This is a genomic window from Pseudomonas sp. TH31 (genome assembly GCF_016650815.1).
In the GTDB taxonomy this organism is placed as follows: domain Bacteria; phylum Pseudomonadota; class Gammaproteobacteria; order Pseudomonadales; family Pseudomonadaceae; genus Aquipseudomonas.
The window spans coordinates 397314-422828 of record NZ_JAEKEZ010000010.1; the positions used below are offsets into that span (position 1 = coordinate 397314).

Annotated in this window: 19 protein-coding genes and 2 pseudogenes; 8 read left to right on the forward strand and 13 right to left on the reverse strand. The window is 59.7% G+C overall.

The window, feature by feature from the left end; all coding sequences use genetic code 11:
- Positions 1 to 33: 33 nt before the first annotated feature.
- From JFV26_RS08430 to JFV26_RS08455, 6 genes are all read right to left on the reverse strand, one after another.
- Positions 34 to 2493 (reverse strand): EAL domain-containing protein, encoded by a 2460-nt coding sequence (locus tag JFV26_RS08430; RefSeq protein ID WP_201191419.1) that lies wholly within the window; start codon positions 2491 to 2493, stop codon positions 34 to 36.
- Positions 2494 to 2606: 113 nt separating this feature from the next.
- A complete protein-coding gene (locus JFV26_RS08435) occupies positions 2607 to 4424 on the reverse strand; it encodes an ATP-binding cassette domain-containing protein (protein ID WP_201191421.1) in 1818 nt (605 codons plus the stop codon).
- Positions 4417 to 5019, reverse strand: a complete 603-nt coding sequence (locus JFV26_RS08440; RefSeq protein WP_201191704.1) for a DsbA family protein — start codon at positions 5017 to 5019, stop codon at positions 4417 to 4419. The genes JFV26_RS08435 and JFV26_RS08440 overlap by 8 nt, the downstream gene beginning before the upstream one ends.
- 37 nt (positions 5020 to 5056) lie before the next feature.
- Positions 5057 to 5998 carry an oxygen-dependent tRNA uridine(34) hydroxylase TrhO gene (gene trhO, locus JFV26_RS08445; protein WP_201191423.1) on the reverse strand — a complete coding sequence of 314 codons (942 nt, stop codon included), beginning with the start codon at positions 5996 to 5998 and terminating at the stop codon, positions 5057 to 5059.
- Between the two features lie 202 nt (positions 5999 to 6200).
- Positions 6201 to 6500 carry a BolA family protein gene (locus JFV26_RS08450; protein ID WP_201191425.1) on the reverse strand — a complete coding sequence of 100 codons (300 nt, stop codon included), beginning with the start codon at positions 6498 to 6500 and terminating at the stop codon, positions 6201 to 6203.
- Positions 6501 to 6512: 12 nt separating this feature from the next.
- Entirely contained in the window at positions 6513 to 7040 is a 528-nt protein-coding gene (locus JFV26_RS08455) for a DUF2059 domain-containing protein (RefSeq protein WP_201191427.1), read from the reverse strand.
- Positions 7041 to 7232: 192 nt separating this feature from the next.
- On the opposite strand from JFV26_RS08455, the gene JFV26_RS08460 reads away from it, so the two are divergent.
- Entirely contained in the window at positions 7233 to 8627 is a 1395-nt protein-coding gene (locus JFV26_RS08460) for a class II fumarate hydratase (protein WP_201191429.1), read from the forward strand.
- Between the two features lie 131 nt (positions 8628 to 8758).
- Here JFV26_RS08460 and JFV26_RS08465 read toward each other — a convergent pair whose 3' ends face one another.
- A complete protein-coding gene (locus JFV26_RS08465; protein ID WP_201191431.1) occupies positions 8759 to 9721 on the reverse strand; it encodes a DMT family transporter in 963 nt (320 codons plus the stop codon).
- A 210-nt stretch (positions 9722 to 9931) separates the two neighbouring features.
- Here JFV26_RS08465 and JFV26_RS08470 point away from each other — a divergent pair, with 210 nt between their 5' ends.
- On the forward strand, positions 9932 to 10126 hold the full coding sequence (locus JFV26_RS08470) for a DUF6316 family protein (RefSeq protein WP_201191433.1): 195 nt from the start codon (positions 9932 to 9934) through the stop codon (positions 10124 to 10126).
- Between the two features lie 128 nt (positions 10127 to 10254).
- On the opposite strand, the gene JFV26_RS08475 is transcribed toward JFV26_RS08470, so the two are convergent.
- Together JFV26_RS08475 and pap are read right to left on the reverse strand one after the other, a co-directional pair.
- A complete protein-coding gene (locus JFV26_RS08475; RefSeq protein ID WP_201191435.1) occupies positions 10255 to 11439 on the reverse strand; it encodes a thiolase family protein in 1185 nt (394 codons plus the stop codon).
- A 102-nt stretch (positions 11440 to 11541) separates the two neighbouring features.
- Entirely contained in the window at positions 11542 to 13056 is a 1515-nt protein-coding gene (gene pap / locus JFV26_RS08480; protein ID WP_201191437.1) for a polyphosphate:AMP phosphotransferase, read from the reverse strand.
- Between the two features lie 299 nt (positions 13057 to 13355).
- Between pap and mnmC the strand changes: the two genes are divergently transcribed.
- The 5 genes and pseudogenes from mnmC (at position 13356) to JFV26_RS08505 (ending at position 21003) form a co-directional block, all read left to right on the forward strand.
- Positions 13356 to 15335, forward strand: coding sequence for a bifunctional tRNA (5-methylaminomethyl-2-thiouridine)(34)-methyltransferase MnmD/FAD-dependent 5-carboxymethylaminomethyl-2-thiouridine(34) oxidoreductase MnmC (gene mnmC / locus JFV26_RS08485; RefSeq protein WP_201191439.1), 1980 nt, complete (start codon positions 13356 to 13358; stop codon positions 15333 to 15335).
- 444 nt (positions 15336 to 15779) lie between these two features.
- Positions 15780 to 17550, forward strand: a pseudogene (locus JFV26_RS08490) (N-acetylglutaminylglutamine amidotransferase).
- A gap of 3 nt (positions 17551 to 17553) precedes the next feature.
- Entirely contained in the window at positions 17554 to 19302 is a 1749-nt protein-coding gene (ngg, locus tag JFV26_RS08495) for an N-acetylglutaminylglutamine synthetase (RefSeq protein WP_201191440.1), read from the forward strand.
- A 121-nt stretch (positions 19303 to 19423) separates the two neighbouring features.
- Positions 19424 to 20614, forward strand: coding sequence for an osmoprotectant NAGGN system M42 family peptidase (locus JFV26_RS08500; RefSeq protein ID WP_201191442.1), 1191 nt, complete (start codon positions 19424 to 19426; stop codon positions 20612 to 20614).
- 161 nt (positions 20615 to 20775) lie between these two features.
- Entirely contained in the window at positions 20776 to 21003 is a 228-nt protein-coding gene (locus tag JFV26_RS08505; RefSeq protein WP_010461751.1) for a YheU family protein, read from the forward strand.
- A gap of 5 nt (positions 21004 to 21008) precedes the next feature.
- Here JFV26_RS08505 and csrA read toward each other — a convergent pair whose 3' ends face one another.
- From csrA to JFV26_RS08520, 3 genes and pseudogenes are all read right to left on the reverse strand, one after another.
- Positions 21009 to 21194: a carbon storage regulator CsrA gene (gene csrA, locus JFV26_RS08510; RefSeq protein WP_201191444.1), complete on the reverse strand. Its 186-nt coding sequence runs from the start codon at positions 21192 to 21194 to the stop codon at positions 21009 to 21011.
- 152 nt (positions 21195 to 21346) lie between these two features.
- Positions 21347 to 21679: a YnfA family protein gene (locus JFV26_RS08515; RefSeq protein WP_201191445.1), complete on the reverse strand. Its 333-nt coding sequence runs from the start codon at positions 21677 to 21679 to the stop codon at positions 21347 to 21349.
- Positions 21680 to 21743: 64 nt separating this feature from the next.
- Positions 21744 to 22558: pseudogene (locus JFV26_RS08520) on the reverse strand (SDR family oxidoreductase).
- A 319-nt stretch (positions 22559 to 22877) separates the two neighbouring features.
- Here JFV26_RS08520 and JFV26_RS08525 point away from each other — a divergent pair.
- A complete protein-coding gene (locus JFV26_RS08525; protein WP_201191447.1) occupies positions 22878 to 23030 on the forward strand; it encodes a DUF3309 family protein in 153 nt (50 codons plus the stop codon).
- A 61-nt stretch (positions 23031 to 23091) separates the two neighbouring features.
- Here JFV26_RS08525 and JFV26_RS08530 read toward each other — a convergent pair whose 3' ends face one another.
- Positions 23092 to 25185 (reverse strand): LTA synthase family protein, encoded by a 2094-nt coding sequence (locus JFV26_RS08530; RefSeq protein ID WP_201191448.1) that lies wholly within the window; start codon positions 25183 to 25185, stop codon positions 23092 to 23094.
- Between the last annotated feature and the right edge of the window lie 330 nt (positions 25186 to 25515).

Here is a 25515-nt window from a genome sequence, read left to right on the forward strand (position 1 = left end):
TTGATTTGTGATTGTAAGGATCAGCAAGAGATTTCAACGGAACGTGCCAGGCGCCTTGAATAACAGCGGTTGTGGCCTGGCGGGACGACTTTGCAAGCTGTCGCAGGTAAACAGTTGCGGGCGTTCTATGACATACCCTTGAGCGTAATCCACACCGATTTCGAGCAATGCCTGCTCGATCTGGGGTGTCTCGACAAACTCGGCAATGGTGCGTTTACCCATGACATGGCCGATGTGATTGATCACCTCGACCATAGCGCGGTTAATCGGGTCGTCCAGCATATCCTTTACGAAACTCCCGTCGATCTTCAAGAAGTCTACAGGTAAATGTTTCAAGTAAGCGAACGAGGACATTCCGGCGCAAAAGTCATCTAGCGAGAAATGGCAACCTAAACCTTTGAGTTCATTAATAAATCTGATTGCACTTCCTAAATTCGCAATAGCGCTGGTTTCTGTAATTTCAAAACAAATCATTTCAGGAGGAATAGCGTAAGTAACAAACTGTTCACGCAGGAAGTCCAGGAACGCCTCATCTCCGATAGTAATGCCTGACAGATTTATCGCACACATGGCCAACGGGCCTTTGCGCTGTTCGGCAATACATTGGGCAATGATCTTGAATACGTTCTCCACAACCCAGCGGTCCAGAGACGTCATCAGCCCATAACGCTCAGCGGCCGGGATGAAACTGTCGGGCAAAATCATCCGCCCGGCCTCGTCATGCAGGCGCAGCAGTATTTCGATATGCCCACCGCCCTGCTCGACATGCCCCAAAGGGGCGATTTCCTGGGCGTACAGGCAGAACCGGTTTTCTTCCAGCGCCATGTGCAAACGCTGCACCCAGGCCATTTCACCAAAACGCAGGGACAATTCCGAGTCGTCGGCATGGTAGACCTGAACCCGGTTGCGACCCTTTTCCTTGGCCATGTAACAGGCCATATCAGCGGCACGCAGCGAGGATTCGAGCGTGGTGGGCGTCTGCGCCACATGGACCAGGCCAATGCTGACGGTGGTCAGGAACGGCCGGCCTTTCCAGACAAAATGCAGGTTTTGCACGGTCTGGCGCAGTACCTCGGCAATTTTCTCCGCATGCTCCGGTGCGCAGTTCTCCAACAGGATGCCGAACTCGTCGCCCCCCAATCTGGCCAGGGTGTCACCTTCGCGCAAACCGGATTGCAGCAAGGCGCAGATATGCCGCAGCAGTTCATCGCCTGCCGCATGGCCGCAGGTATCGTTGACCAGTTTGAATTGGTCCAGGTCGAGGAACATCAAGGCATGGCGCCCCGGCTGCCGTGTCAGGTTGTGCAGCGCCTGCTCCAGGCGGTATTCGAATTCGCGACGGTTGGCCAGCCCGGTCAGGGCGTCGTGGGTGGCCTGCCAGGACAGATTGGCGATGTACTGCCGTTCCTGGGTCATGTCATGCAGCACCAGCACCGTGCCGCTGACCTTGCCAGCGTTGCGGATCGGCGCGCCAACCAGGGTCACCGACACGGTGCTGCCATCCAGGCGCTGGATCAGTTTGGAATGCTCGCTGCCGCCGCTGAGCTGGCCACTCAAGATGTGCTCGATCAAGGTAAAGCCGTCGGCCTGGGCGTTTTCGTCCAGCAGATTGAACAGCGCCGCCAAGGGCAACCCGGTGGCTTGCTCGGCTTTCCAGTGAGTCATGGCCTCGGCGGCCGGGTTCATGTAGGCAATCGCCCCTTCGACATCCGTGGTAATTACGCCATCGCCAATCGACTGCAAGGTGATCTGCGCCCGATCCTTCTCCAACTGCAGGGCTTCGGCGAACGCATGCCGCTGCTTGAGCAGTTTGTGGGTACGCAGCAGCGCCAGCACGATCAACCCCAACGCCGTGGCCAGGTTGGTCACCAGCAACAGCCGCAGAATCAACCGCGAGCCCTCGCCCAGCGCATCGCTGAATGCCTTGGCGGCCGGGGTTACGCCGTCGTTGATCGCGAAAATCTGATCCTTCCAGCGCTTTATATCGGCCGCATTGGCCTGATTCTCGACCACGCGTTGGTGCATCTCCCGCGCAACGTCATCAAGTTGCACCAGGTAGCCATCGCCCACAGTCCAGCGATCGATAGCTTTTTCCAGATAACTGAAATGCCGGAAATTCAGGTACAGCCAGATCAGGCTGGAGACATCGTCCGGGTGATTGCCTCCCTTGAGGATCCCCACCCGTGCGGCTTCAAGGTCCGGCGGCTGCTTGTCCAGGGCCAGACGCAACTCATGCCCGCCCTGAGGCACGGCAATGGCGTTCTGGTATTTGAGAAAGATCGCCTCGTCGCGGCTGTCGGCATAGAGGTTGAGGTAATAGATGGCGTCTTTCTGGCCTTTTGACCACAAGCTTTCCCCGGCCACATAGCCGCGGACTGCAGACAGTACATAGAGGCTGACACCACCGAGCAACGCTTGAAACAGCACGACGGCGATAAACGGCCAGACAATGCCCAACAACCGTGGCGTTCCGAGAGTCCGTTTTGGCTTCATGAGGTCCCTTGCATAGGTACTGCCTGATCGTCATCCAGATTCGACCGCTCCCGCAAGACTAGGAGGCGTTCCCTCTCCCCGCAAGGGGCAAGACGTGTGCCGGTGTAAATGACCTATAACTGCTGCAAATGCCCGTAAAGTTTGGCGTATAACCCACCCTCGGCAATCAGTTGCTGATGGTCGCCATCCTCGGCTATGCGCCCGCCATCGAACACCAGCACGCGATCGGCCTGCTTCACGGCTGACAGCCGATGGGCAATGATCAATGTAGTGCGTTCACTGAGGAATCGCGTCAGCGCTTCATGCAGGTTGTATTCGGTGGCGGCATCCAGCGCCGAGGTGGCCTCGTCGAGGATCACCACTTTGGGCTGGGCCAGCACCATCCGCGCAATCGCCAGGCGTTGGCGCTGACCGCCAGACAGGCGCACGCCGGAACGCCCGACAATGCTGTCCAGGCCTTGGGGCAATGCGCGAACAGTCGCGTCGAGCTGGGCGATTTCCAGAGCCTGCCAGCACGCCTCGTCGCTGCGTTCGCGACCCATGGTCAGGTTGGCCCGAACCGTGTCGTTAAACAACGCCGGATGCTGCAGCACTACCGCGACATTCTCTCGTACGGTCTCCAGGCCAATCTCCTGCTGGGTCGAGCCGCCGAAGCGGATCGTCCCTGCCAGCGGCGAGTACAAGCCCAGCAGCAATTGCACCAGGGTGCTTTTACCGCCGCCACTGGCGCCGACAATCGCGACTTTTTCACCCGCAGCGATGGTCAGGTTCATCTGATCCAGCACCAACTCATCGCCGTAGCTGAAACTCAAGCCCTGAACCTCGATGCCCACCGTATCGCGCCCCTGGAACGGATCGACGCCGCCCGGGTATTGCGGCTCATCGGCTCGGGCCAGCAACTCGTTGATCCGTGACAGCGCACCACCGGCGGCGTAGTAGGCATATTGCAGGTTCAGCAATTGCTCCACCGGTCCGATCATGAACCACAGGTAGCTGAACACCGCGAGCATCTGGCCGATGGACAGGTCGGAGAACAGCACAGTGAGCATCGCCGCCGCGCGGAAAATATCGATACCAAACTGGAACAGCAAGCCGCTGGCGCGGTTCGATGCATCGGTTTTCCATTGGGAATTTACCGCGTAATCGCGTACTTCCCGGGCGCGCAGGCCGAGTCGTCCGAGGAAGAAGCCCTGACGATTGCCCGCGCGCACTTCCTGAATCGAATCAAGGGTTTCAGTCAACGCCTGGGTGAAGCGCGAGGTGCTGTCGTTCTCCAGCTTCTTCAGGTGCTTGACCCGCTTGCCCAGTTGCACCGTGGCGTAAATCACCAGCGGGTTGAACAGCATGATCAACAGCGCCAGTTTCCAGTGCATCCAGAACAGAATGCTCGCGGTGCCGACCAGGGTCAGCATCGCCACGAGGAAACGACTGAGGGTTTCGCCGACAAATTTGTCGAGGGTGTCCAGGTCGGTGACCAGGTGCGTGGTCACCGTGCCGCTGCCCAGGCTTTCGTATTCGCCCAGGGAAATACGCTTGAGCCGTTCGATCAGTCGCACGCGGATCCGATACACGATGTCCTTGGCCAGACCTGCAAACAACTTCGCCTGCACCACGTTGAAGGCCAGGGCACCACAACGCAGAGTAAAGGTCACCAGCAGCATCAGCCCAATGTAGCCAGCGGCTTTCTGCCAGGCATCGGGCAGTGCGTGGTTCATGATCTTCAGGGCCGAGTCGCCGTGCCCCAGCAACACTTCGTCCACCAGCAACGGCAAAAGCAGAGGAATCGGCACACTGCACAGGGTCGCCAGAACGGCGACGCCGTTGGCGATCCACAGGGATTTCTTGTGATGCAGGGCCAGTCGACGGATTTGCGCCCAGCTCAGTCGATCGAGGCGCGGTGGAGTTGGGGCGTCATCGGGCAGGTCATGCACAGGCAGCGCGCTCCAGCCAGCGGCCGAGCAGCGGTGACAGGACACTCAGCGGCTGATAGCCGTTGGTCAATAACGCCAGTTGACCATCACGTTCGGCCAGCAAGGTCGGGAACCCGGCAATACCGAGGTCCTGAACCCAAGTGAAATCGGCCGCGGTGGCGGCGTGTTGGTCGGCGCGGTCGAACGCGGCGGCGAACTCGATACGCGGCACACCGGCCTGCTCCGCCAACTCCACCAGCACGCTGGCATGAGTAACGTCGCGACCTTCAGCGTAAAACGCGTGTTGAATCAGCCCCAGCAGCGTCCAGGCGCAATCCGGCGCCAGGCTGCGCGCCGTCACCAAGGCCCGGCAAGCAGGCTCGGTGTCGTAGACAAAACCGTCAGGCAGCGCGCCGTCGAGCTTGAACGGTTGGCCGGTAGCCTCGGTGACCGCCTGCCAGTGCTCAAGGATGTAGCGCCGGGTGGTCGGTTCCAGAGCCGCGCCACTGCCGGTGCGCAAGCCGCCTACAACCAGATGCAGCTCCACTCCCGCCGCCTGCGCCTGCTCGACCAGCGCTTTGGCCACCGGTGCAAAGCCCCAGCACCAGGAACACATCGGGTCCATCACGTAGAGCAGGCGGGCAGACATGGATTCAAGCCTCGGAAGGTGATTGCTTGTAGTTGTAACCGATCGGGTGCGGCAGGTTGCGCGCCTTGGCCAGTTCGATCTGCTTCTGCCGGTCGATGGCGCTGCGACGGGTTTTCTCGCTCAGCTTATCCCAGCAATGCGGGCAACTGATGCCGGCCAAGTAGTGCTCGGATGCGCGGTCGGAGGCGCTGATCGGTGTACGACAGGCATGGCATTGATCGTAGTCGCCTTCGCTCAGGTCATGGCGCACGGTCACGCGGTTATCGAATACAAAGCAGTCGCCCTGCCATTTGGTTTCTTCCTGCGGCACCTCTTCGAGGTACTTCAGGATGCCGCCCTTGAGGTGATAGACCTCGTCGAAGCCCTGGTTGAGCATGTAGCTCGAAGCCTTCTCGCAACGAATACCACCGGTGCAGAACATCGCGACTTTCTTGTGCACGGCCGGGTCGAAGTGTTCCTTGATGTAGTCGGGGAATTCGCGAAAACTGGTGGTTTTCGGATCGATGGCGCCTTCAAAGGTGCCTATCGCGACTTCGTAGTCGTTGCGGGTGTCGATCAACAGGACTTGCGGATCGCTGATCAGCGCGTTCCAGTTAGCTGGATCGACGTAGGTGCCGACCTTTTTGTTCGGGTCCACGCCTTCGACGCCGAGGGTGACGATTTCCTTCTTGAGTTTAACTTTGGTGCGGTAGAACGGCTGGTCGTCGCAGTACGATTCTTTGTGATCGATATCGTCCATGCGCGGGTCGTTCTTGAGCCAGGCCATCAGCCCGTCGATGCCTTCGCGGCTGCCGGATACGGTGCCGTTGATGCCTTCTTCGGCGATCAGCAGCGTGCCTTTGACGCCGTTGTCGACCATCGCTTGCAGCAATGGCTCGCGCAGCTCAACGTAGTTTTCCAGGGTGACGAACTTATAAAGTGCCGCCACGACAATCTGTTGTGTCATGGGTGATTCTCCAGGTGGCTACCCTCGTAAGGGGTGAACCGGATGCGAAAAAAACGCGCCGGGTAAGCGGCGCGTTGCGGATTCTAGCAAAAACAGCTGCCGATGGCTGCTGACCTGAAAGATCGCAGCCTTCGGCAGCTCCTACAAAAGCCCAGCCTTGCGCAACCCCGTAGGAGCTGCCGAAGGCTGCGATCTTTTGATTTTAATGATTGCTACCGCCAGCACAGGTTGGCGAGGCCGGGGCCGCGTCGATCTGTGCCCATTCTTCAGGCGTGTAGGTATGCAGCGCCAACGCATGAAACTCACCCATCAGCTCACCCAGAGTGCCGTAGACCTTCTGGTGGCGCTTGACGCGATTGAGACCTTCAAACTGCTGGCTGACCACCACGGCCTTGAAGTGGGTTTGCAACCCACGGCTGTGCATGTGGCTTTCATCCAGCACTTGCAGGTGCTCGGGCTGCAACAGCCCCAGCGTCGACTCGATGCGTTGTTGCATGGTCATACCGAACTCCGCTTAAGGCTTTTTCTTGACAGCTGGAGCAGCGGCGCCTTTAGGCACCAGCTCGTTGGTCATGTCATCCAGCAGTTTGTTGACTACAGGCACTGCGCTTTCGAGCTTGGCTTGAGTCATCTGGGCCGATTGCTGAGTCAGCTGCGGCATTTTTTCCAGGACTTTTTTACCCAGTGGCGACTGGTAGAACGCAACCAGATCTTTCAGCTCGGATTCGCTGAAGTTGGTGGTGTAGAGCTTGACCATGTCCGGCTTCAGCTTGTTCCAGCCAATGGCTGCGTCCAGCGCGGCGTTGGCCTTGGCCTGGTAGGTATCCAGCAGGGCTTTTTTCGATTCAGGGGCTTTGGTTTGCTCAAAGCGCTGAGCGAACATTTGCTGCACTTGCATGTACACCGGAGTGCCCAATTTGTCAGCGTGCGCCAGGGTCAGGAAAGCTTCGGCACTGGCGTTGTGGCTGGCGGTATCGGCAAAAACCTGGCCGCTGGCGCAAACCAGTGCAACCGCGGTACAGATGGCACGAAGACGAGTCATCGAGTTTCCTTTTCTAGCAGGCGAGGTAAAACCCCAAGGGCGACCATTCTGCACCTAAAAAACCTCATGGCTCAACCCCCACCCCTTATGGGGCTTGATTTCCAAGGCTCAGTGGTCAAAAAACAGACTGATGGAACCACAGCTGCCGAACACGGCCTAAACTGCGCAATCAGACCTACAGGAGTGTGACCGATGAGCCGTATCGAAACCGACAGCCTTGGTGAAGTGAACGTCCCGGATGACGCCTACTGGGGCGCCCAGACCCAACGTTCACTGATCAACTTCGCCATCGGTCAGGAACGCATGCCCCTGGCTGTGCTGCACGCCCTGGCGCTGATCAAGAAAGCCGCGGCCCGGGTCAACGATCGCAATGGTGATCTGCCCGCGGACATCGCCCGGCTCATCGAGCAAGCGGCCGACGAAGTACTCGACGGCAGCCACGACGATCAGTTCCCGCTGGTGGTCTGGCAGACCGGCAGTGGCACCCAGAGCAACATGAACGTCAACGAAGTGATCGCCGGTCGCGCCAACGAACTGGCCGGCAACGCTCGCGGCGGCAAGTCGCCGGTGCATCCCAACGATCACGTCAACCGCTCCCAGAGCTCCAACGATTGCTTCCCCACCGCCATGCACATCGCCACCGTCCAGGCAGTGCAGCAGCATTTGCTGCCGGCTATAAATGAGTTGTCTGGCGGGTTGGCGGAACTGTCGGCCCGGCACATGAAACTGGTCAAGACCGGTCGTACCCACATGATGGACGCCACGCCGATCACCTTCGGCCAGGAACTGTCCGCGTACATCGCACAACTGGATTACGCCGAGCGGGCGATCCGCAGCGCACTGCCAGCCGTGTGTGAACTGGCGCAGGGCGGCACCGCTGTCGGCACCGGGCTGAACTCGCCCCACGGCTTTGGCGAGGCGATCGCCGCCGAACTGGCTGCGCTCTGCGGCCTGCCATTCGTCACTGCGCCAAACAAATTCGCCGCGCTCGCCGGCCACGAACCGCTGACGACGCTGTCGGGTGCGCTGAAAACCCTCGCCGTGACGCTGATGAAAATCGCCAACGACCTGCGTTTACTCAGCTCCGGGCCACGCGCCGGTATCGCCGAAGTGAAACTGCCGGCCAACGAGCCAGGCAGCTCGATCATGCCCGGCAAGGTCAACCCGACCCAGTGCGAAGCCTTGTCGATGCTGGCTTGCCAAGTGATGGGCAACGACGTCGCCATCGGCTTTGCCGCGAGTCAGGGGCATCTGCAATTGAACGTGTTCAAACCGGTGATCATCCACAATTTGCTGCAATCGATTCGCCTGCTGGGCGATGGTTGCAGCAACTTCCAGCAGCATTGCATCGCCGGGCTGGAGCCGGATGCGGCGAAAATGGCGGAACACCTGGAGCGTGGCTTGATGCTGGTGACCGCGTTGAACCCGCACATTGGTTACGACAAGTCCGCCGAGATTGCCAAGAAGGCTTACGCCGAAGGACTGACTTTGCGTGAGGCGGCGTTGCAGCTGGGTTATCTCACCGATGAACAGTTTGATGCCTGGGTGCGGCCGGAGAATATGCTGGAGGCCGGAGCCAAGGGCTAATATTGGCGGTGACTGTCGGTCCGACATCGCGAGCAAGCTTTGCTCCTACAGGAATTGTGTCGTTCGCCAATTATCCGAACGCCGCAAAACCTGTAGGAGCAAGGCTTGCCCGCGATGAACGATGACGCGGTCTATCGACCGACCGCTATCCGTGTCCGCCGCGCCCTGAGCCCGGCCATCAATGATGGCCCCAACGCCACCAGCGCCGACCCCAGCACCACCAACACCGCCCCGCCATAACCCAGGCCATTGATCGTTTCGGCATGCACGTACTCCGGCCACAACGATGCGGCCAGTGCCACCGCGACAAACGTCACCAACGGCGTGACGGCCAATGTCGCGCTGACCCGCGAAGCCTCCCAGTGCGCCAGTGCTTCAGCAAACGCGCCATAAGCGATCAGCGTGTTCAGGCAGCACGCCAGCAGCAGCCAGCCTTGCAGCGGACTCAGATTCAGCGCCTCCAGCGGATGCACCCAGGGCGTCAGCAGCAGCGCGCAGAACAGATAGATCACCATCATCACCTGCAACGAATTCCACACCGTCAGCAGTTGCTTCTGGCCCAGCGCATAGAAGGTCCAGACCGTGGACGCCGCCAACACCATCAATACGCCAGTGGTGTAGTCAGTCAGGGAGGTGAGCAATTCGCTCAGGCGCTGATTGAAAAACAGCCCGAAACCGATCAGCAGCACCAGCAGGCCAATCCCTTGCCCCACGCTGAACCGTTCCTTGAACACAAACAGACTGGCGATCAGCAACATGATCGGCCCCATCTGCACCACCAATTGCGCGGTGCCGGGGCTGAGCAGGTTCAGGCCCATCAGGTACAAAACGTAATTGCCCACCAGGCCGAGCACCGCCATCAGCACCAACCAGCCGCCCTTCGGGCCGAGCACTTTGCGGCTCGGCAGACGCCTGGTCGCCGCCAGATAGAGAAAGAGGCAACCGCCGGACACCAGCAAGCGAAACCAGGTCACCGTCACCGGGTCCATCACCAGCAGTACTTGCTTGAGTTTGATCGGCAGGATTCCCCACAGCAGGGCCGTCAGCAACGCCAGGAACAGCCCGTAAACCCAGCGACCTGATGAAATGTGCATGCTGCCCCCGAAGCCCAATGGCGAGAGCGGTCATTCTAGGCCCGACGCCCGGAGGCACACAGGGACAGTTGCTCGCTGGCCGCAAATGAAACTGTGCAGGTCGCAACGCTAAATTGACGAAGTGCCGTCGATCAGGTCGCCAGGCGCCGCAAGTACTTCAGGCATATGATCATTGGATCCGCAAACAGGACCTGCACTCAGGAGATCGCCATGTACGGCATGCGCGCCCAGGACAACGCCCCTACCACGCATTTTCGCAGCGACCGGTTGTGCCGGGTAAATGGGGAGTTGTATTTCAGCACTCGGGAAAACACCCTCGAGGGGCCGTTTGACAGCCCTGAAGCGGCGATGCGGGAGATTCAGGCGTATATCGAGCGGATGCAGCTGTTGAGCACTAGTCACTAGACCGCGGTGCTGCTTTCGCGAGCAAGCCCGCTCCCACATTTAACCGCATTCTCCTGGGAGAACTCGGTTAAATGTGGGAGCGGGCTTGCTCGCGAAGGCTATTCAACAGGCAATACAAATCTATCGATCTAACGCACCGCCTCAAACAACCCCGTAGCCCCCATCCCGCCACCGACGCACATGGTGACCACGCCATAACGCAAATTGCGCCGTTGCAGCTCACGCACGATATGCCCGACCTGACGCGAACCGGTCATGCCAAACGGATGACCGATGGAAATCGAACCGCCGTTGACGTTGTATTTCGCGTTGTCGATTTCCAGTCGATTGCGGCTGTAGAGGCACTGGGAGGCAAACGCTTCGTTGAGCTCCCACAAGTCGATATCGGCAATTTGCAAACCCTTGGCCTTGAGCAACTTGGGCACCGAGAACACCGGGCCGATGCCCATTTCATCCGGCTCGCAACCGGCCACGGTAAACCCACGGAAGAAGGCTTTAGGCTTGAGCCCCAATTCCAGCGCTTTTTCCAGGCTCATCACCAAGGTCATCGACGCACCGTCCGACAGCTGCGACGAGTTACCCGCCGTCACCGAACCGTCCTCGGCAAACACTGGTTTCAAACCGGCGAGGCTTTGCAGGGTAGTGTCCGGACGGTTGCAATCGTCGTGATCGACAATGCCATCGAGGATCTGCACCTGGCCGGCGGCCTTGTCTTCGACCCGGTACTTGACCGCCATCGGCACAATTTCATCATCAAACAACCCGGCGGCCTGAGCCTGGGCTGTACGTTGCTGGCTCTGCAACGCGTAAAGATCCTGCTCTTGGCGGCTGACGTGGTAGCGACGGGCGACGATTTCGGCGGTCTGGCCCATCGGGAAATAGATGCCCGGCACCTGTTCCTTGAGCAATGGGTTGATCAGGTTGTCGGTGTTGACACTTTTCATCGTCAGGCTGATCGACTCGACGCCACCGGCGACGATGATGTCGCTGCAACCCGAGGCGATCTGGTTGGCGGCAATCGCAATGGCTTGCAGGCCCGAGGAGCAGAAACGGTTGAGGGTCATGCCGGCGGTGCCGATGCCCAGATGCGACAACACCGCCACGTTACGGCCGATGTTGTAGCCCTGGGCGCCTTCGTTGGAGCCGGCGCCAACGATGCAATCCTCGACACTGGCCGGGTCGATGTCGTTGCGCGTGAGCAGCGCATTGACGCAGTGGGCCGCCATGTCGTCCGGACGGGTCATGTTGAACTTGCCGCGAAAGGATTTGGCCAGGCCGGTCCGTACGCTGTCAACGATCACCACTTCACGCATGGCATACCCCATTGTTGTTGTCGGTTGAGAGTGGACCGAGCATAAGCCCACCCCATTACCGACTGCGACAATCATTCACCTCGCGTATGCGGGACCATCGCTTCACTTCTTGTGTTTCCTGGCCTTCTTGTCAGACTTTTCAAACGCCACTTCCAGCGCCCGGTTGATCGTGCGCAACACTTTGACCCGGGCCCAGCGCTTGTCATTGGCCTCCACCAGGGTCCAGGGCGAGATCTCGGTGCTGGTGCGATCGACCATGTCACCGACGGCAGCGCGGTAAGCGTCCCACTTGTCACGGTTGCGCCAGTCATCTTCGGTGATCTTGAAGCGTTTGAAGGGAATCTCTTCCCGCGCCTGAAAGCGCTCCAGTTGCGTCTGCTTGTCAATGGCCAGCCAGAACTTGACCACGATGACATTTGACTCGGAAATCTGCTCTTCGAAATCGTTGATCTCGCTGTAAGCCCGCAGCCAATCTGCTGGCGGGCAAAAACCCTCAATGCGCTCCACCAGGACCCGACCGTACCAGGAGCGGTCGAATACGGTGAACTTGCCCTTGGCCGGGAGGTGCCGCCAGAAACGCCAGAGATACGGTTGCGCCCGTTCCTCCTCAGTGGGCGCGGCAATCGGGATGATGCTGTATTGACGTGGATCGAGTGCGGCGGCAACCCGGCGAATAGCCCCGCCCTTGCCCGCCGCGTCATTGCCTTCAAACACCGCCACCAAGGCGTGCTGGCGCATGCGTTTGTCGCGCATCAGGCCAGAAAATCGTGCCTGTTCGGTAATCAGTTGTTCTTCGTAATCGTCCTTTTCCAGGCTCTGGGTCAAATCCAGGCTGTCGAGTACGTTCATCTGATCAATATGGGTGGGCACCGGCGCGGCACTGACTTTGTCGGGATGGACCTTGGGCCGCTTCAGCGCATTTTGCAGGCCTTCGAGAAGGATCTGGCCCACCATCAGACTGCGGTAATACGGGTCTACACCTTCAACCACATGCCACGGTGCATAGTCGCGACTGGTGCGGCGTAACACCCGCTCGCCGAATTTCACGAACTTGTCGTAGGTTTGCGATTGTTGCCAGTCCAGCGGGCTGATGCGCCAACTGTGCAGCGGGTCGTCGGCGAGCGCCTTGAGGCGCGCCTTCATTTGCTGCTTGGAGAGATGGAACCAGAACTTGAAGATCAGCGCGCCTTCATCGCAGAGCATTTTCTCCAGGCGTTCGGACTGGTTGATCGCCTGGTCCAGCACCGCGTTCTTGAAATCGCCATGGACTCGCCCCTGCAGCATCTGGCTGTACCAGTTGCCGAAGAAAATCCCCATGCGGCCCTTGGCCGGGAGCATCCGCCAGTAGCGCCAGGCCGGTGGCCGCGCCAGCTCTTCATCGGTCTGCTGGTCGAAAGTACGAACCTCGATCAGGCGCGGGTCCATCCATTCGTTGAGCAACTTGACCGTCTCGCCCTTGCCGGCGCCTTCGATGCCGTTGATCAAAATGATCACCGGAAAACGCTTTTGCTGCTGAAGTTCGAACTGTGCTTCAAGCAAGGCTTCACGCAGGGCCGGCACTTCAGCGTCGTAGGTTTCTTTGTCGATGGCGTGACCGATTTCGGCAGATTCGAACATGGGCGGCTCCCTTCCAAGATTGAGCAAGACTAGCGGATTGACCTCGCCAGCGGGGAGAAATCCCTTTTTATGTGCGTGGCTTTCAGTGGTGGATCAAGATCAAAAGATCGCAGCCTTCGGCAGCTCCTACAGGGGTTGGGTGCGGCCGTTTAATTGCAATCTCATACGGTCGGCGTAGGAGCTGCCGAAGGCTGCGATCTTTTGATCGTCCTCGTCCCGCCTGTATCAGGACTTGCCATGGATCAAGCACCCGCGCCCTGATCAGATAGAATGCCCGCCTTGCCGTTGCCGAGCCTGCCATGAAACCTGTAATGCCTAACGCCCAACTCGACTGGGACGACCAGGGTCGCCCGTATTCGCGGGTGTTCGATGATGTGTATTTCTCCGACCTGTCGGGGCTTGAGGAAACCCGCTACGTGTTCATCGAGCAAAACCGCCTGAAGGAACGCTTTGCCGCGTTGCCTGCGGACGGTCGACTGGTGATTGGCGAGACCGGTTTTGGCACCGGGCTGAACTTCCTTTGTGCCTGGCAACTGTTTGAAGAGCAGGCCGTGGCCGGCGCGCGGCTGCACTTTGTCAGCGTGGAAAAATACCCGTTGACCGCCCTTGACCTGAAGCGGGCGCTGGCGTTGTGGCCGGAGCTCAAACCGTTCGCCGATCAACTGTTGGCCCAGTACGTGGCGATCCATCAAGGCTTTCAACGCCTGGTGCTGGATAACGGCCGCGTGACCCTGACGCTGCTGATTGGCGATGCGCTGGAACAATTGCCGCAGCTGGATGCGCAGATCGACGCATGGTTTCTCGACGGTTTCGCCCCGGCGAAAAACCCCGATATGTGGACCGCCGAGCTGTTTGCCGAACTGGCGCGCCTGGCCGCTCCCGACTCGACCATCAGTACCTTCACCAGCACGGGTTGGGTACGTCGACTGCTCAACGCGGCAGGCTTCAAGATGAAGCGCACACCGGGCATCGGGCACAAATGGGAAATCCTTCGGGGTGCCTTTATCGGCTGGCCCGCCGAGATAGCGACACCGACACCGGCCAAGCCGTGGTTCGCTCGCCCGCCTCAACCTGAAGGCGAACGCCGCGCCTTGGTGATCGGCGCCGGCCTCGCCGGTTGTGCCAGCGCCGCCAGCCTGGCAGCGCGGGGCTGGCAGGTGAGTTTGCTGGAGCGTCATGCCGACATCGCCCAGGAAGCCTCAGGCAATCCGCAAGGTGTGCTGTACCTCAAGCTCTCAGCCCACGGCACCGCATTGTCGCAACTGATTGTCAGCGGTTTCGGGCATACCCGGCGCGTGCTCGAACACCTGCATCGCGGCGTCGACTGGGACGGTTGCGGCGTGTTGCAACTGGCGTTCAATGCCAAGGAAGCCGAGCGCCAGGCGCAATTGGCGGCGGCGTTCCCTGCTGACCTGCTGCACCTGCTGGATCAGCCCGAGGCCCAGGCTCAGGCCGGCATCGCGCTGGCTCACGGCGGATTGTTCTATCCCGAAGGCGGCTGGGTTCATCCTCCGGCGCTGTGCCAGTGGCATGCCACACACCCCAGTGTTGAACTGCTGACCCATCGCGATGTGTTGCAGCTATGCAAGGTCGATGACCAATGGCAAGCCTGGGACGGCGACACCTTGCTCGCCAGTGCCCCGGTCGTGGTACTGGCCGGTGCCGCCGAGATCAAACGTTTTGCGCAAAGTGCCGACCTGCCGCTCAAACGTATTCGCGGGCAAATAACCCGATTGGCGCAAACCACCGGGAGCCAGAGCCTGGCCACGGTGGTCTGCGCCGAAGGTTATGTGGCACCGGCACGGCTGGGCGAACACACCCTGGGCGCCAGCTTCGATTTCAACAGCGACGACCTGACGCCCACCACCGCAGAGCACCAGGGCAACCTGCAACTGCTGGAAGAGATTTCCAGCGATCTGGTCAACCGTCTGCACGCCAGGCAGTTGGATCCGGAGCAGCTTCAGGGCCGCGCGGCGTTCCGGTGCACCAGCCCCGACTACCTGCCCATCGTCGGGCCATTGGCTGATAGCCACGCGTTCAATCAGGCCTATGCCGCCCTGAGCAAGGACGCCCGACAAGTGCCGGACGTTCCGTGCCCATGGCTCGACGGCTTGTACGTCAACAGCGGTCACGGTTCACGAGGCTTGATCACCGCCCCTCTGTCCGGTGAACTGCTGGCGGCCTGGCTGGATAACGAACCGCTGCCCTTGCCCCGCAGCGTGGCCGAAGCCTGCCACCCCAACCGCTTTGCCTTGCGCCGGTTGATCCGCGGGGCCTGAACCGATTTCAGCTTTGGTACGGCGCAAATCCCCAGGTCGGCGAACATCTCCGGTCTGAACACGGGGGATTTTCGTCGCGGTATAGGGCAAAGGCTCACCCGCCAGCAAACGAGCGGATACCGCACGGCCCTGCCTGGCGCGGGCCAGCAACTGTTCACGCAAACGCCAGGAATGCTCCGGTAACTGTTTGCCCAGGCCCATGGCCGTGCCCAGTATTTCGGGGATGGCTTGCAGGATGGTTTCGTACAACGCGTCCAGTCCCTGTTTAGCCTTTACGACCCGGCCCCCTTGTCGATGTGCCTCGCGTCCACAATAGCCCCACCCCGCCTCTTATAACCGATCGATCTAAAACTCCCGCCAATCCAGCGGGTCAGTTTCAGAGTGCCCGCCGTTTTGGCGTGGTATCGACTGACCCTCCCCAACGGAAAAACCGGTAAGGACTTTATGTGTGGATTAGCTGGCGAGTTACGCTTTGATCATCAACCTGCAGACCTCGCAGCCGTTGAACGGATCACCCATCACCTGGCCCCCGCGGTCCTGACGCGTGGGGCTTTCACAGCCAGGGGCCGATTGCGCTTGGCCATCGTCGCCTGAAAATCATGGACCTGTCGGACGGCTCGGCGCAGCCGATGATCGACAACCAACTGGGCTTGTCCCTGGCCTTCAACGGCGCGATCTACAACTTCCCGGAACTGCGCACCGAGCTCGAAAGCCTTGGTTATGCCTTCTATTCCGGCGGCGACACCGAAGTGTTGCTCAAGGGCTATCACGCCTGGGGCGAAGCACTGCTGCCCAAACTCAACGGCATGTTCGCCTTCGCCATCTGGGAGCGCGACGCCAAACGCCTGTTCATCGCTCGCGACCGTCTCGGGGTGAAACCGCTGTACCTGTCGCGCACCGGTCAGCGCTTGCGCTTTGCCTCGGCCTTGCCGGCGTTGCTCAAGGGCGGCGATATCAATCCGATGCTTGATCCTGTGGCGCTCAACCATTACCTGAATTTCCATGCGGTGGTCCCGGCCCCGCGCACCTTGATCGCCGGCATTGAAAAACTGCCACCCGCGACCTGGATGCGTATCGAAGCGGATGGCACCACCGAGCAAAAACCTGGTGGACCCTGCCCTACGGCCCACACGCCGATGAGATGAACCTGACGCTCGAAGACTGGCGCGACCGGGTACTCGACAGCACCCGTGATGCGGTCGCGATTCGTCAGCGCGCGGCAGTGGATGTCGGCGTGTTGCTGTCCGGCGGTGTCGATTCGAGCCTGTTGGTCGGTTTACTCCGTGAAGTCGGCGTCGAGAACCTGTCGACTTTTTCCATCGGTTTTCAGGATGCCGGCGGCGAACGCGGCGACGAGTTCCAGTATTCAGACCTGATCGCCAAGCATTACGGCACGCAGCATCACCAGTTGCGCATCCAGGAGAGCGAAATCATCGAGCAACTGCCTGCGGCGTTCCGCGCCATGAGCGAGCCGATGGTCAGCCATGACTGCATCGCCTTCTATCTGTTGTCCCGTGAAGTGGCCAAGCACTGCAAGGTTGTGCAAAGCGGCCAGGGGGCGGACGAGTTGTTCGCCGGTTATCACTGGTACCCGCAAGTGGACGGCGCGGCCGATCCGTACACGGCCTATCGCGATGCGTTTTTCGACCGCAGCTATGAGGACTACGCCGCCACCGTGCAGCCGAAGTGGCTGACGGAAAATGACGCGGCCGGTGACTTTGTGAAGGAACATTTCGCACAGCCCGGCGCCGATGCGGCAGTGGACAAAGCACTGCGTCTGGACAGCACGATCATGCTGGTGGACGACCCGGTCAAACGCGTCGACAACATGACCATGGCCTGGGGCCTGGAAGCACGTACACCGTTTCTCGACTATCGCCTGGTGGAATTGTCGGCCCGGGTGCCCGGCAAATTCAAACTCCCGGACGGCGGTAAACAGGTCTTGAAAGAAGCGGCGCGGCTGGTCATTCCAAGCGAAGTGATCGACCGCAAAAAGGGCTACTTCCCGGTGCCCGGCCTCAAGCATTTACAGGGCGATACGCTGAACTGGGTGCGCGAACTGCTGCTCGATCCAAGCCAGGATCGCGGCCTGTTCAACCCGGCCATGCTTGACCGCCTGCTGACCGACCCGCAAGGCCAGTTGACCCCGTTGCGCGGCTCCAAGCTGTGGCAACTGGCGGCGCTGAACCTGTGGCTCAGTGAACAAGGAATCTGATTGATGAAACCCCACGCCACGGCTTATAGCCAACGCTTGTTGCGCGGCCAGTCACCCTCCTACGAACGCTTGCAGGCACGTCTGGCCGAGGACGGCAGCGAATTGGGCACCGCGCCGATTGCCGTGCATTGCGGTTGGGGGCGGCTGCTGATCGGGCATACGTTTCCCGATGCGGCGAGCATTGCCCAAGAGTTGCTCAACGAGCAGCCCGGCGAGCGCGATATTGCCTTGTACGTCGCCGCGCCCCAGCAAGTGCTGGGGCTGGAACCCGCGCAGTTGTTTCTTGATCCGTCCGACACGTTGCGTTTGTGGTTCAGTGATTACCGTCCATCAACCCGGGTATTTCGCGGGTTCCGTATTCGTCGGGCCCAAAGCGATGCGGACTGGCAAGCGATCAATCTTCTGTATCAGGCTCGCGGCATGCTGGCGATCGACGCGTCATTGTTGACCCCGCGTCATATGGGCGGCCCGGTGTATTGGCTGGCAGAAGACGAGGACAGCGGCGCGATCATCGGCAGCGTCATGGGCCTTAATCATCACAAGGCCTACAACGATCCGGAAAACGGCAGCAGCCTCTGGTGCCTGGCGGTTGACCCGCACTGTTCGCGGCCCGGCGTCGGCGAAGTGCTGGTGCGGCATTTGATCGAGCACTTCATGAGCCGTGGGCTCAGCTATCTGGACCTGTCCGTGTTGCACGACAACCGCCAGGCGAAAAGTCTTTACGCCAAGCTCGGTTTTCGCAACTTGTCGACCTTCGCCATCAAGCGCAAAAACGGTATCAATCAGCCACTGTTTCTTGGGCCGGGACCAGAGGCCGAGTTCAACCCTTATGCACGGATCATCGTCGAAGAAGCTCACCGTCGCGGCATTGATGTACAGGTCGACGACGCCGACGCCGGGATGTTTACCCTCAGTCATGGCGGCCGGCGGGTACGGTGTCGCGAATCGCTGAGCGACCTGACCAGCGCCATCAGCATGAGCCTGTGCCAGGATAAAAGCCTGACCCACAAGGTGTTGAAAGCGGCCGGCCTGAACCTGCCCTCCCAGCATCTGGCCGGGAATGCCGACGACAACCTGGCGTTTCTCGACGAGCACCAACGGGTGGTGGTCAAGCCGCTGGACGGTGAACAGGGCCAGGGGGTGGCGGTGGATTTGCAGACAATCGAAGAGCTCCAGCAAGCCATCGACGCGGCTCGCCAGTTTGACACTCGGGTGTTGCTGGAGAGCTTCCACGAAGGTCTTGACCTGCGAATTGTAGTGATTGGCTTTGAGGTGGTCGCCGCAGCGATTCGGCGTCCGGCGGAAGTGGTTGGCGATGGGCAGCATTCAATCGGTGCACTGATCGAAGCCCAAAGCCGCCGACGTCAGGCGACCACCAACGGTGAAAGCAAGATCCCGCTGGACCACGAAACCCAGCGCACCCTGCACGCGGCGGGTTATGACTACAGCAGCATTTTACCGGCCGGCGAGCATCTGTTCGTACGGCGTACGGCGAATCTTCATACCGGCGGGGTGCTTGAGGACGTCACTGCGATCCTCCATCCAACCCTGGTGGAGGCCGCCGTTCGGGCGGCGCGGGCGCTGGATATTCCGATGGTCGGGCTCGACCTGATGGTGCAGGCCGCCGACCAGCCGGAGTATGTGTTTATCGAAGCCAATGAGCGTGCCGGCCTGGCCAATCATGAACCGCAGCCGACCGCGGAACGGTTTGTGGATTTGTTGTTTCCGCATAGTCAGCCGGCGGTTTGCTAGTGACATAGCGCCTCGACTGGCCTCTTCGCGGTCCGACTTGCCCGCGAAGGCGGCCTGACAGGCACTGCAAATTCTTCCCCTCATCGAAACCATCGATGTTCTCCACTCATCAGGAGTTTCCATGACCAGCAAAATTCCCGAACCGGATCTCAACTACCTGCAAAAAGTCCTGCTGGAGATGCTCGCCATTCCCAGCCCGACCGGGTTCACCGACACCATCGTGCGTTACGTCGCCGAGCGGCTCGAAGAGCTGGGCATCCCGTTCGAAATGACCCGTCGCGGCACCATCCGCGCCACCCTCAAGGGCAAGAAAAACAGCCCGGACCGCGCGGTGTCCGCTCACTTGGACACTATCGGCGCGGCCGTTCGGGCGGTGAAGGACAACGGGCGCCTGACCCTGGCACCGGTCGGCTGCTGGTCCAGCCGTTTTGCCGAGGGCAGCCGGGTCAGCCTGTTTACTGACAACGGTGTGATCCGTGGCAGCGTGTTGCCACTGATGGCCTCCGGGCATGCGTTCAATACCGCCGTGGATGAAATGCCGATCAGTTGGGACCACATCGAATTACGGCTGGACGCCTACTGCGCCACTCGCGCCGATTGCGACTCTCTGGGCATTAGCGTCGGCGATTTCGTGGCGTTCGACCCGTTGCCGGAATTCACCGAAAGCGGCCACATCAGTGCCCGTCACCTGGATGACAAGGCCGGGGTGGCCGCGCTGCTGGCGGCGATGAAAGCGATTGTCGATAGCGGCGAAGAGTTGATGATCGACTGCCATCCGCTGTTCACCATCACCGAGGAAACCGGCAGTGGCGCGGCGGCGGCATTGCCGTGGGATGTCAGTGAATTCGTCGGCATCGACATTGCGCCGGTCGCGCCGGGGCAGCACTCCAGCGAACACGCCGTGAGCGTGGCGATGCAGGATTCCGGCGGGCCGTATGACTATCATTTGTCGCGGCACCTGCTGCGCCTGGCCAGTGAAAACGAATTGCCGGTGCGCCGTGACCTGTTCCGTTACTACTTCAGCGATGCTCATTCGGCGGTGACCGCCGGACATGACATTCGTACCGCGTTGCTGGCGTTTGGCTGCGATGCGACTCACGGCTATGAGCGGACTCACATCGACAGCCTGGCGGCACTGAGTCGTCTGCTCGGCGCCTACATCCTCAGCCCGCCAGTGTTTGCCAGCGATGCGCAACCGGCCAAGGGTTCGCTGGACCGGTTCAGTCATCAAATCGAACATGACACGCAGATGGAAAGCGATACGCGGGTGCCGTCGGTGGACAGTTTGGTGGGACAGCGCACCGAGAGCTAAAGCGGGCACGGACTTGTAGGAGCTGCCGAAGGCTGCGATCTTTTGATTTTCAGCGATACCATCGATGCCGAAGATCAAAAGATCGCAGCCTTCGGCAGCTCCTACTGGTGGTGTGTTCATAACCGCCGTAGCATCGCGCCATTGTTTTCGCCGAGGTGCCCATGCTGATCCCCTACGACCAACTTGAAGTCGACACCCTGACCCGCCTGATCGAAGATTTCGTGACCCGCGACGGTACGGACAACGGCGATGACACGCCGCTGGAAACCCGAGTACTGCGGGTTCGCCAGGCACTGACCAAGGGCCAGGCGCTGATCGTTTTCGACCCGGACAGCGAGCAGTGCCAGTTGATGCTCAAGCACGATGTGCCCAAGCACCTGTTCGACTGATCCGCTTAACGACCTTTTCTTTTGGCCAGTTTGGTCTGGATGCGTTCATAGACCTCGGCCCGATGCACATTGACGTTTTGCGGCGCTTCGACGCCGAAGCGTACGCTGCCGCCATTGACGGCCAGAATGCGCACGGAAATGTCGTCACCGATGGAAATCAACTCGCCTACAACACGACTGAGTACAAGCATGGCATTCGTCCTTCAGGGTTACTGGGCCCTGAAGATGCCCCGCGTGCGTCGGCGCTTCAATGTGATGGCAGCAAATCAGTCTTGTCCTACGGCGCAGGACGAATCCCCTGACAGATGCTTCAAGAAAACCGTCTAAATGAAGGACCGTTCCTTCAGGACGCGGAGAAGCGCGGGCCGAACAGAATGACACTCGCGCCGATCACGCACAGCGCCACGCCGATCCAGTCCGAGCCCAGCGGACGTACCCGCTCGACCACCGCCAGCCAGCCGATGGACGCAATGATGTAGATGCCACCGTAGGCGGCATAAGCGCGGCCAGCGTAGGTTGCTTCGACGCGGGTCAGCAGCAGTGCGAACAACGTCAGGCTCAGCAATGCCGGAATGACCCACAAGGCACTCTTGCCCTGGCGCAGCCACATCCAGAATGCGAAGCAGCCGGCGATTTCGAACAGCGCAGCGAGGAAAAACCACAAGTAATTGAGCATGCAGGCGTCTCGTGAGGATGGCCGATGGCGGCCACCCTAACGGCGGTGTTGGCTACGGGCAAGATCAACCGGTGGTTTGTTTGGCCTTGGCGCGCATTTTGTCGGCCATGACGGTCATTTCGTTGTAGAGCAGTTGCGGGTTCTTCTGCTTGATCGCCCAGGCCATGCGGCCTTGCTCGTGGGGCAGGATCATGAACTCGCCGGCGGCAACCTGGGTGTAGATGTAGTTCGCAATGTCAGTGGCCGTGATCGGCGAACTCTCCAGCAACTTGCCGACCTGGGCTTTCATGGCCGGCGTCGGGCCGCGGAAGGAATCCAGCAGGTTGGTCTGGAAGAACGACGGGCAAACCACGTGCACGCCGACTTCCTGCTGCGCCAGTTCGATCAACAGGCTCTCGGACAATGCCACCACACCGGCCTTGGCCACGTTGTAGTTGCTCATGGCCGGGCCTTGCATCAGGGCGGCCATCGACGCGATGTTGATGATCTTGCCTTTGCTTTTTCCAACAGCGGCAGGAAGGCCTTGCAGCCTTTGACCACGCCCATCAAGTTGATTGCGATCTGCCAGTCCCAGTCTTCCAGGGACAATTCGCTGAAGAACCCGCCCGAGGCCACACCGGCGTTGTTGACGATAATGTCGATGCCACCCAGTTTCTCCTCGCAAGCCTGGGCGAATGCGGTCAGTTGACTGTAATCGCGCACATCGCAACGCTGAATAAAACCGTCGCCGCCCGCTTCTCGAACCCGCTTGAGGGTTTCTTGCAGGCCGGGCTCGCTGACATCCGACAAGGCCAGTTGCCAGCCTTCGCGGGCCCAGCGCAGCGCGATTTCGCGACCCAGGCCAGAGCCCGCGCCAGTGATCATCATGCGATTTTGCATAGCAAACAGCCTTGTTGTTCCGGGGAAGATGTTCCGAGTGTAGCGAAGGATATAGCCCGACCCACGCTCCATCAGATTGCTGAATGGTCCGGGCAAACCGGCGCGCGGCTTGAGACCGTGTTGCGGCCTTCGCGGTTTAACTAACCAACTAGCAAGAATGCGTAAAAGAAATAAGCCTTCTTTCTAAAAAACATTAAAAAACTTTGAATTTTCTTTCATCCGCCCGAGTCGGATTTTGTAAGCAGTTCGGATTTATCGCATTCCGGCTGATAGTCAAAACATTCGGTCAATCCGGAACACTTCCAATAAGGAAACCGTCATGGGCACAATTCTTATCGTTATTCTGATCCTCTTGGTGATCGGTGGTTTGCCAGTCTTCCCGCACTCCAGAAGTTGGGGGTACGGCCCGTCAGGCATCCTCGGCGTGGTGTTGGTAGTGCTGTTGATTCTGCTCTTGCTTGGCAAGATATAAAGTTTTAAACAGGCAAAAAAAGAGGCCCTTTGTAAGGGCCTCTTTTTTATTGGGTCACCGATTAGTCCGGCTTGCCGTTCACCACACCGGCCGTATTATCCAGCAGGCTCTTGGTCGCGGTTTGCAGGAACGCTTCGAGTTTCTGCTTGAGGGCCGCTTCATCACCCGACTCTGGAATCACTTCGCCTTTCGGATCAGCGCCCAGCTCGTAGTGATAAAGCTTTGGCGGCATCTCTTTAGGTAATACCAGCACGCGGTCTGCGGTCAGCAGTGCCACGGTCTGATCACTGCCTGAAGGCTTGATCACGCCGAAACCCTTGTCGCCTTCCGGCAGGTTCAGCAGGTCGCGACCCCAGCATTGATGAACCACGTCACCACCGACGCGGCCCATGATGGTCGGCACGATGTCGATCTGGGTGCCCACAGTGTGGTCACGCTGACCGAATTTCTCCTGGATGCCCGGTGCGATCATCAGCATCGGCACGTTGAAGCGACCCAGGTCCATTTCGGTGATCTGTTGCTCGTCGCCGAAACCATGGTCGCCGACGACCACGAACAGGGTTTCTTTGAAGTAAGGCTCTTTACGCGCCTTCTCGAAGAACTGACCCAGCGCCCAGTCGGAGTAGCGCATGGCGGTCAAGTGTTCGTTCAGGCTGCCGCGATCGGTCACACGCTCTACCGGCAATGGCGTCGGCAAGGCGTACGGCGTGTGGTTGGACAGGGTTTGCAGCAAGGCATAGAACGGTTTTTTGTCCTTGCCATCACGGGCCTTCAGCTCTTCCAGGCCACGGTTGAACATGTCCTGGTCGGACACGCCCCACGTCGGGTCGGAGAACACCGGGTTAACGAAGTCGTTGCGCCCGATGAAGTTGGTCATGCCCTGGTTGCTGAAGAAGCCCGACTGATTGTCCCAGGCAAAGTCACCGTTGTAGACGTACACGTCGTCGTAGTCACGGGCACTGAGCAATTGCGGCAGGCCGGACAATTTGTGGCTGCCTTCCGGGGTTTGCATCAGGTATTCGAAACCCGGCAGGTTCGGGAAGCAGGCCATGGTGGCGAACATGCCCTGGTGGGTATGGGTGCCGTTGGAGAAGAAGCGGTCGAACAGCAGGCCTTCCCTGGACAGTTTGTCGAAGGCTGGCGTGATGTTGCCCGGACGACCCAGGGCGCCTACCGAGTGACCGGCGAAGCTTTCCATCAGGATCACGACAACGTTCTTGATCGGCAGCGTCTTGTTGGCATCCGGCGTGTAGTTGCGGCGTACGGCGGCGATATCTGGATCGACCAGTTTATCGCTCGGAGTCAGCAACATGTCGCGCACGGTCTGCTGGGCCAATGGCTGATCCAGCGTGGCTTTCCAGATGTTGCTGCGCTCGTCCGACATCCGGCTCTTGGCTGCCGCAATCAGCTGCAATGTGCCGTTAAGGCCCAACTGGTTGGCGAAATTGGAGTCGGTGGTGTAGACGTCACCCCAACGCAGAGGCGGGCCCTGACGCAGGGTGCCACGGGCGGCGACCACGCAAATCACAAGGCACACCACGAACACCGCAATGCGCGCATACCACGGGGCGACCTGGCGTGTGCCGATGCTGCCACCGCTGAATGGCCCACGAGGCCGGGTCGCGCGGTCGGCGCCCTTGAACGCCAGGGTCAGGATCACGGTGCCCACGGCCCAGGCCAGCAGGTAACGAACCACCGGAAAACCGTACCAGAGCATGCTCATCACGGTTTTCGGGTCTTCTTTCACATACTGAAAGACCAGGCCGTTGAGACGCTGGTGGAACTCACGGTAGAAGTCCATCTCCATCAGGCCGAGGAATAGCGCGATGCTGGAGGTCACGGTCAGCCAGAATCGGAAGAGCCCGCGAGCCGCCATGGCCCGGGCACTGAACAGCGCCAGCAGCAATGGAATAATGAGATAGACCACGATGCGCAGGTCGAAACGCAGACCGTTGGCAAAAGCCTCGAGGAAGGTCGAGGCCGGCGTATCGAGGATCATCGAGCGGTTGTAAACCAGCAGCGCGACGCGCAGCAGGCTGAACATGACCATCATGACCAGGGCACACAGTAGCGTGTAGGCCAGATGCGATTTGACGGTCGGTTGCAGCAAGCGACTAGAAGCTCGCTGCTGATTCAGGGCGTCCGGGTTTACCATGTCGTTTTAGGACCCATTGGAAGTTTAAGTTTCAAAAATATAGCTGCGCCCTGCCCTCTGTTGGCCAGTACCTGGCCCCGGGGCTTGCGCGGGTGCGCAAATGTTGCACGATCATTCGCGGCATTGCCATTGATTACTGTTCGAGGCGTCCAACTCTGTGCTGTAGCGCTCTGGAACACGGGCATTGAGGCTAAGTCGTGGGGAAAGTGGCGAGGTCGGATTGTCTTGGAGACTTTGTGAAAATTTCGTGCAACGCATATCTGGAAACATAATAAAGACGCTGACCCTGTGGGAGCGAGCCTGCTCGCGATGAGGCCATCATTGCCAACA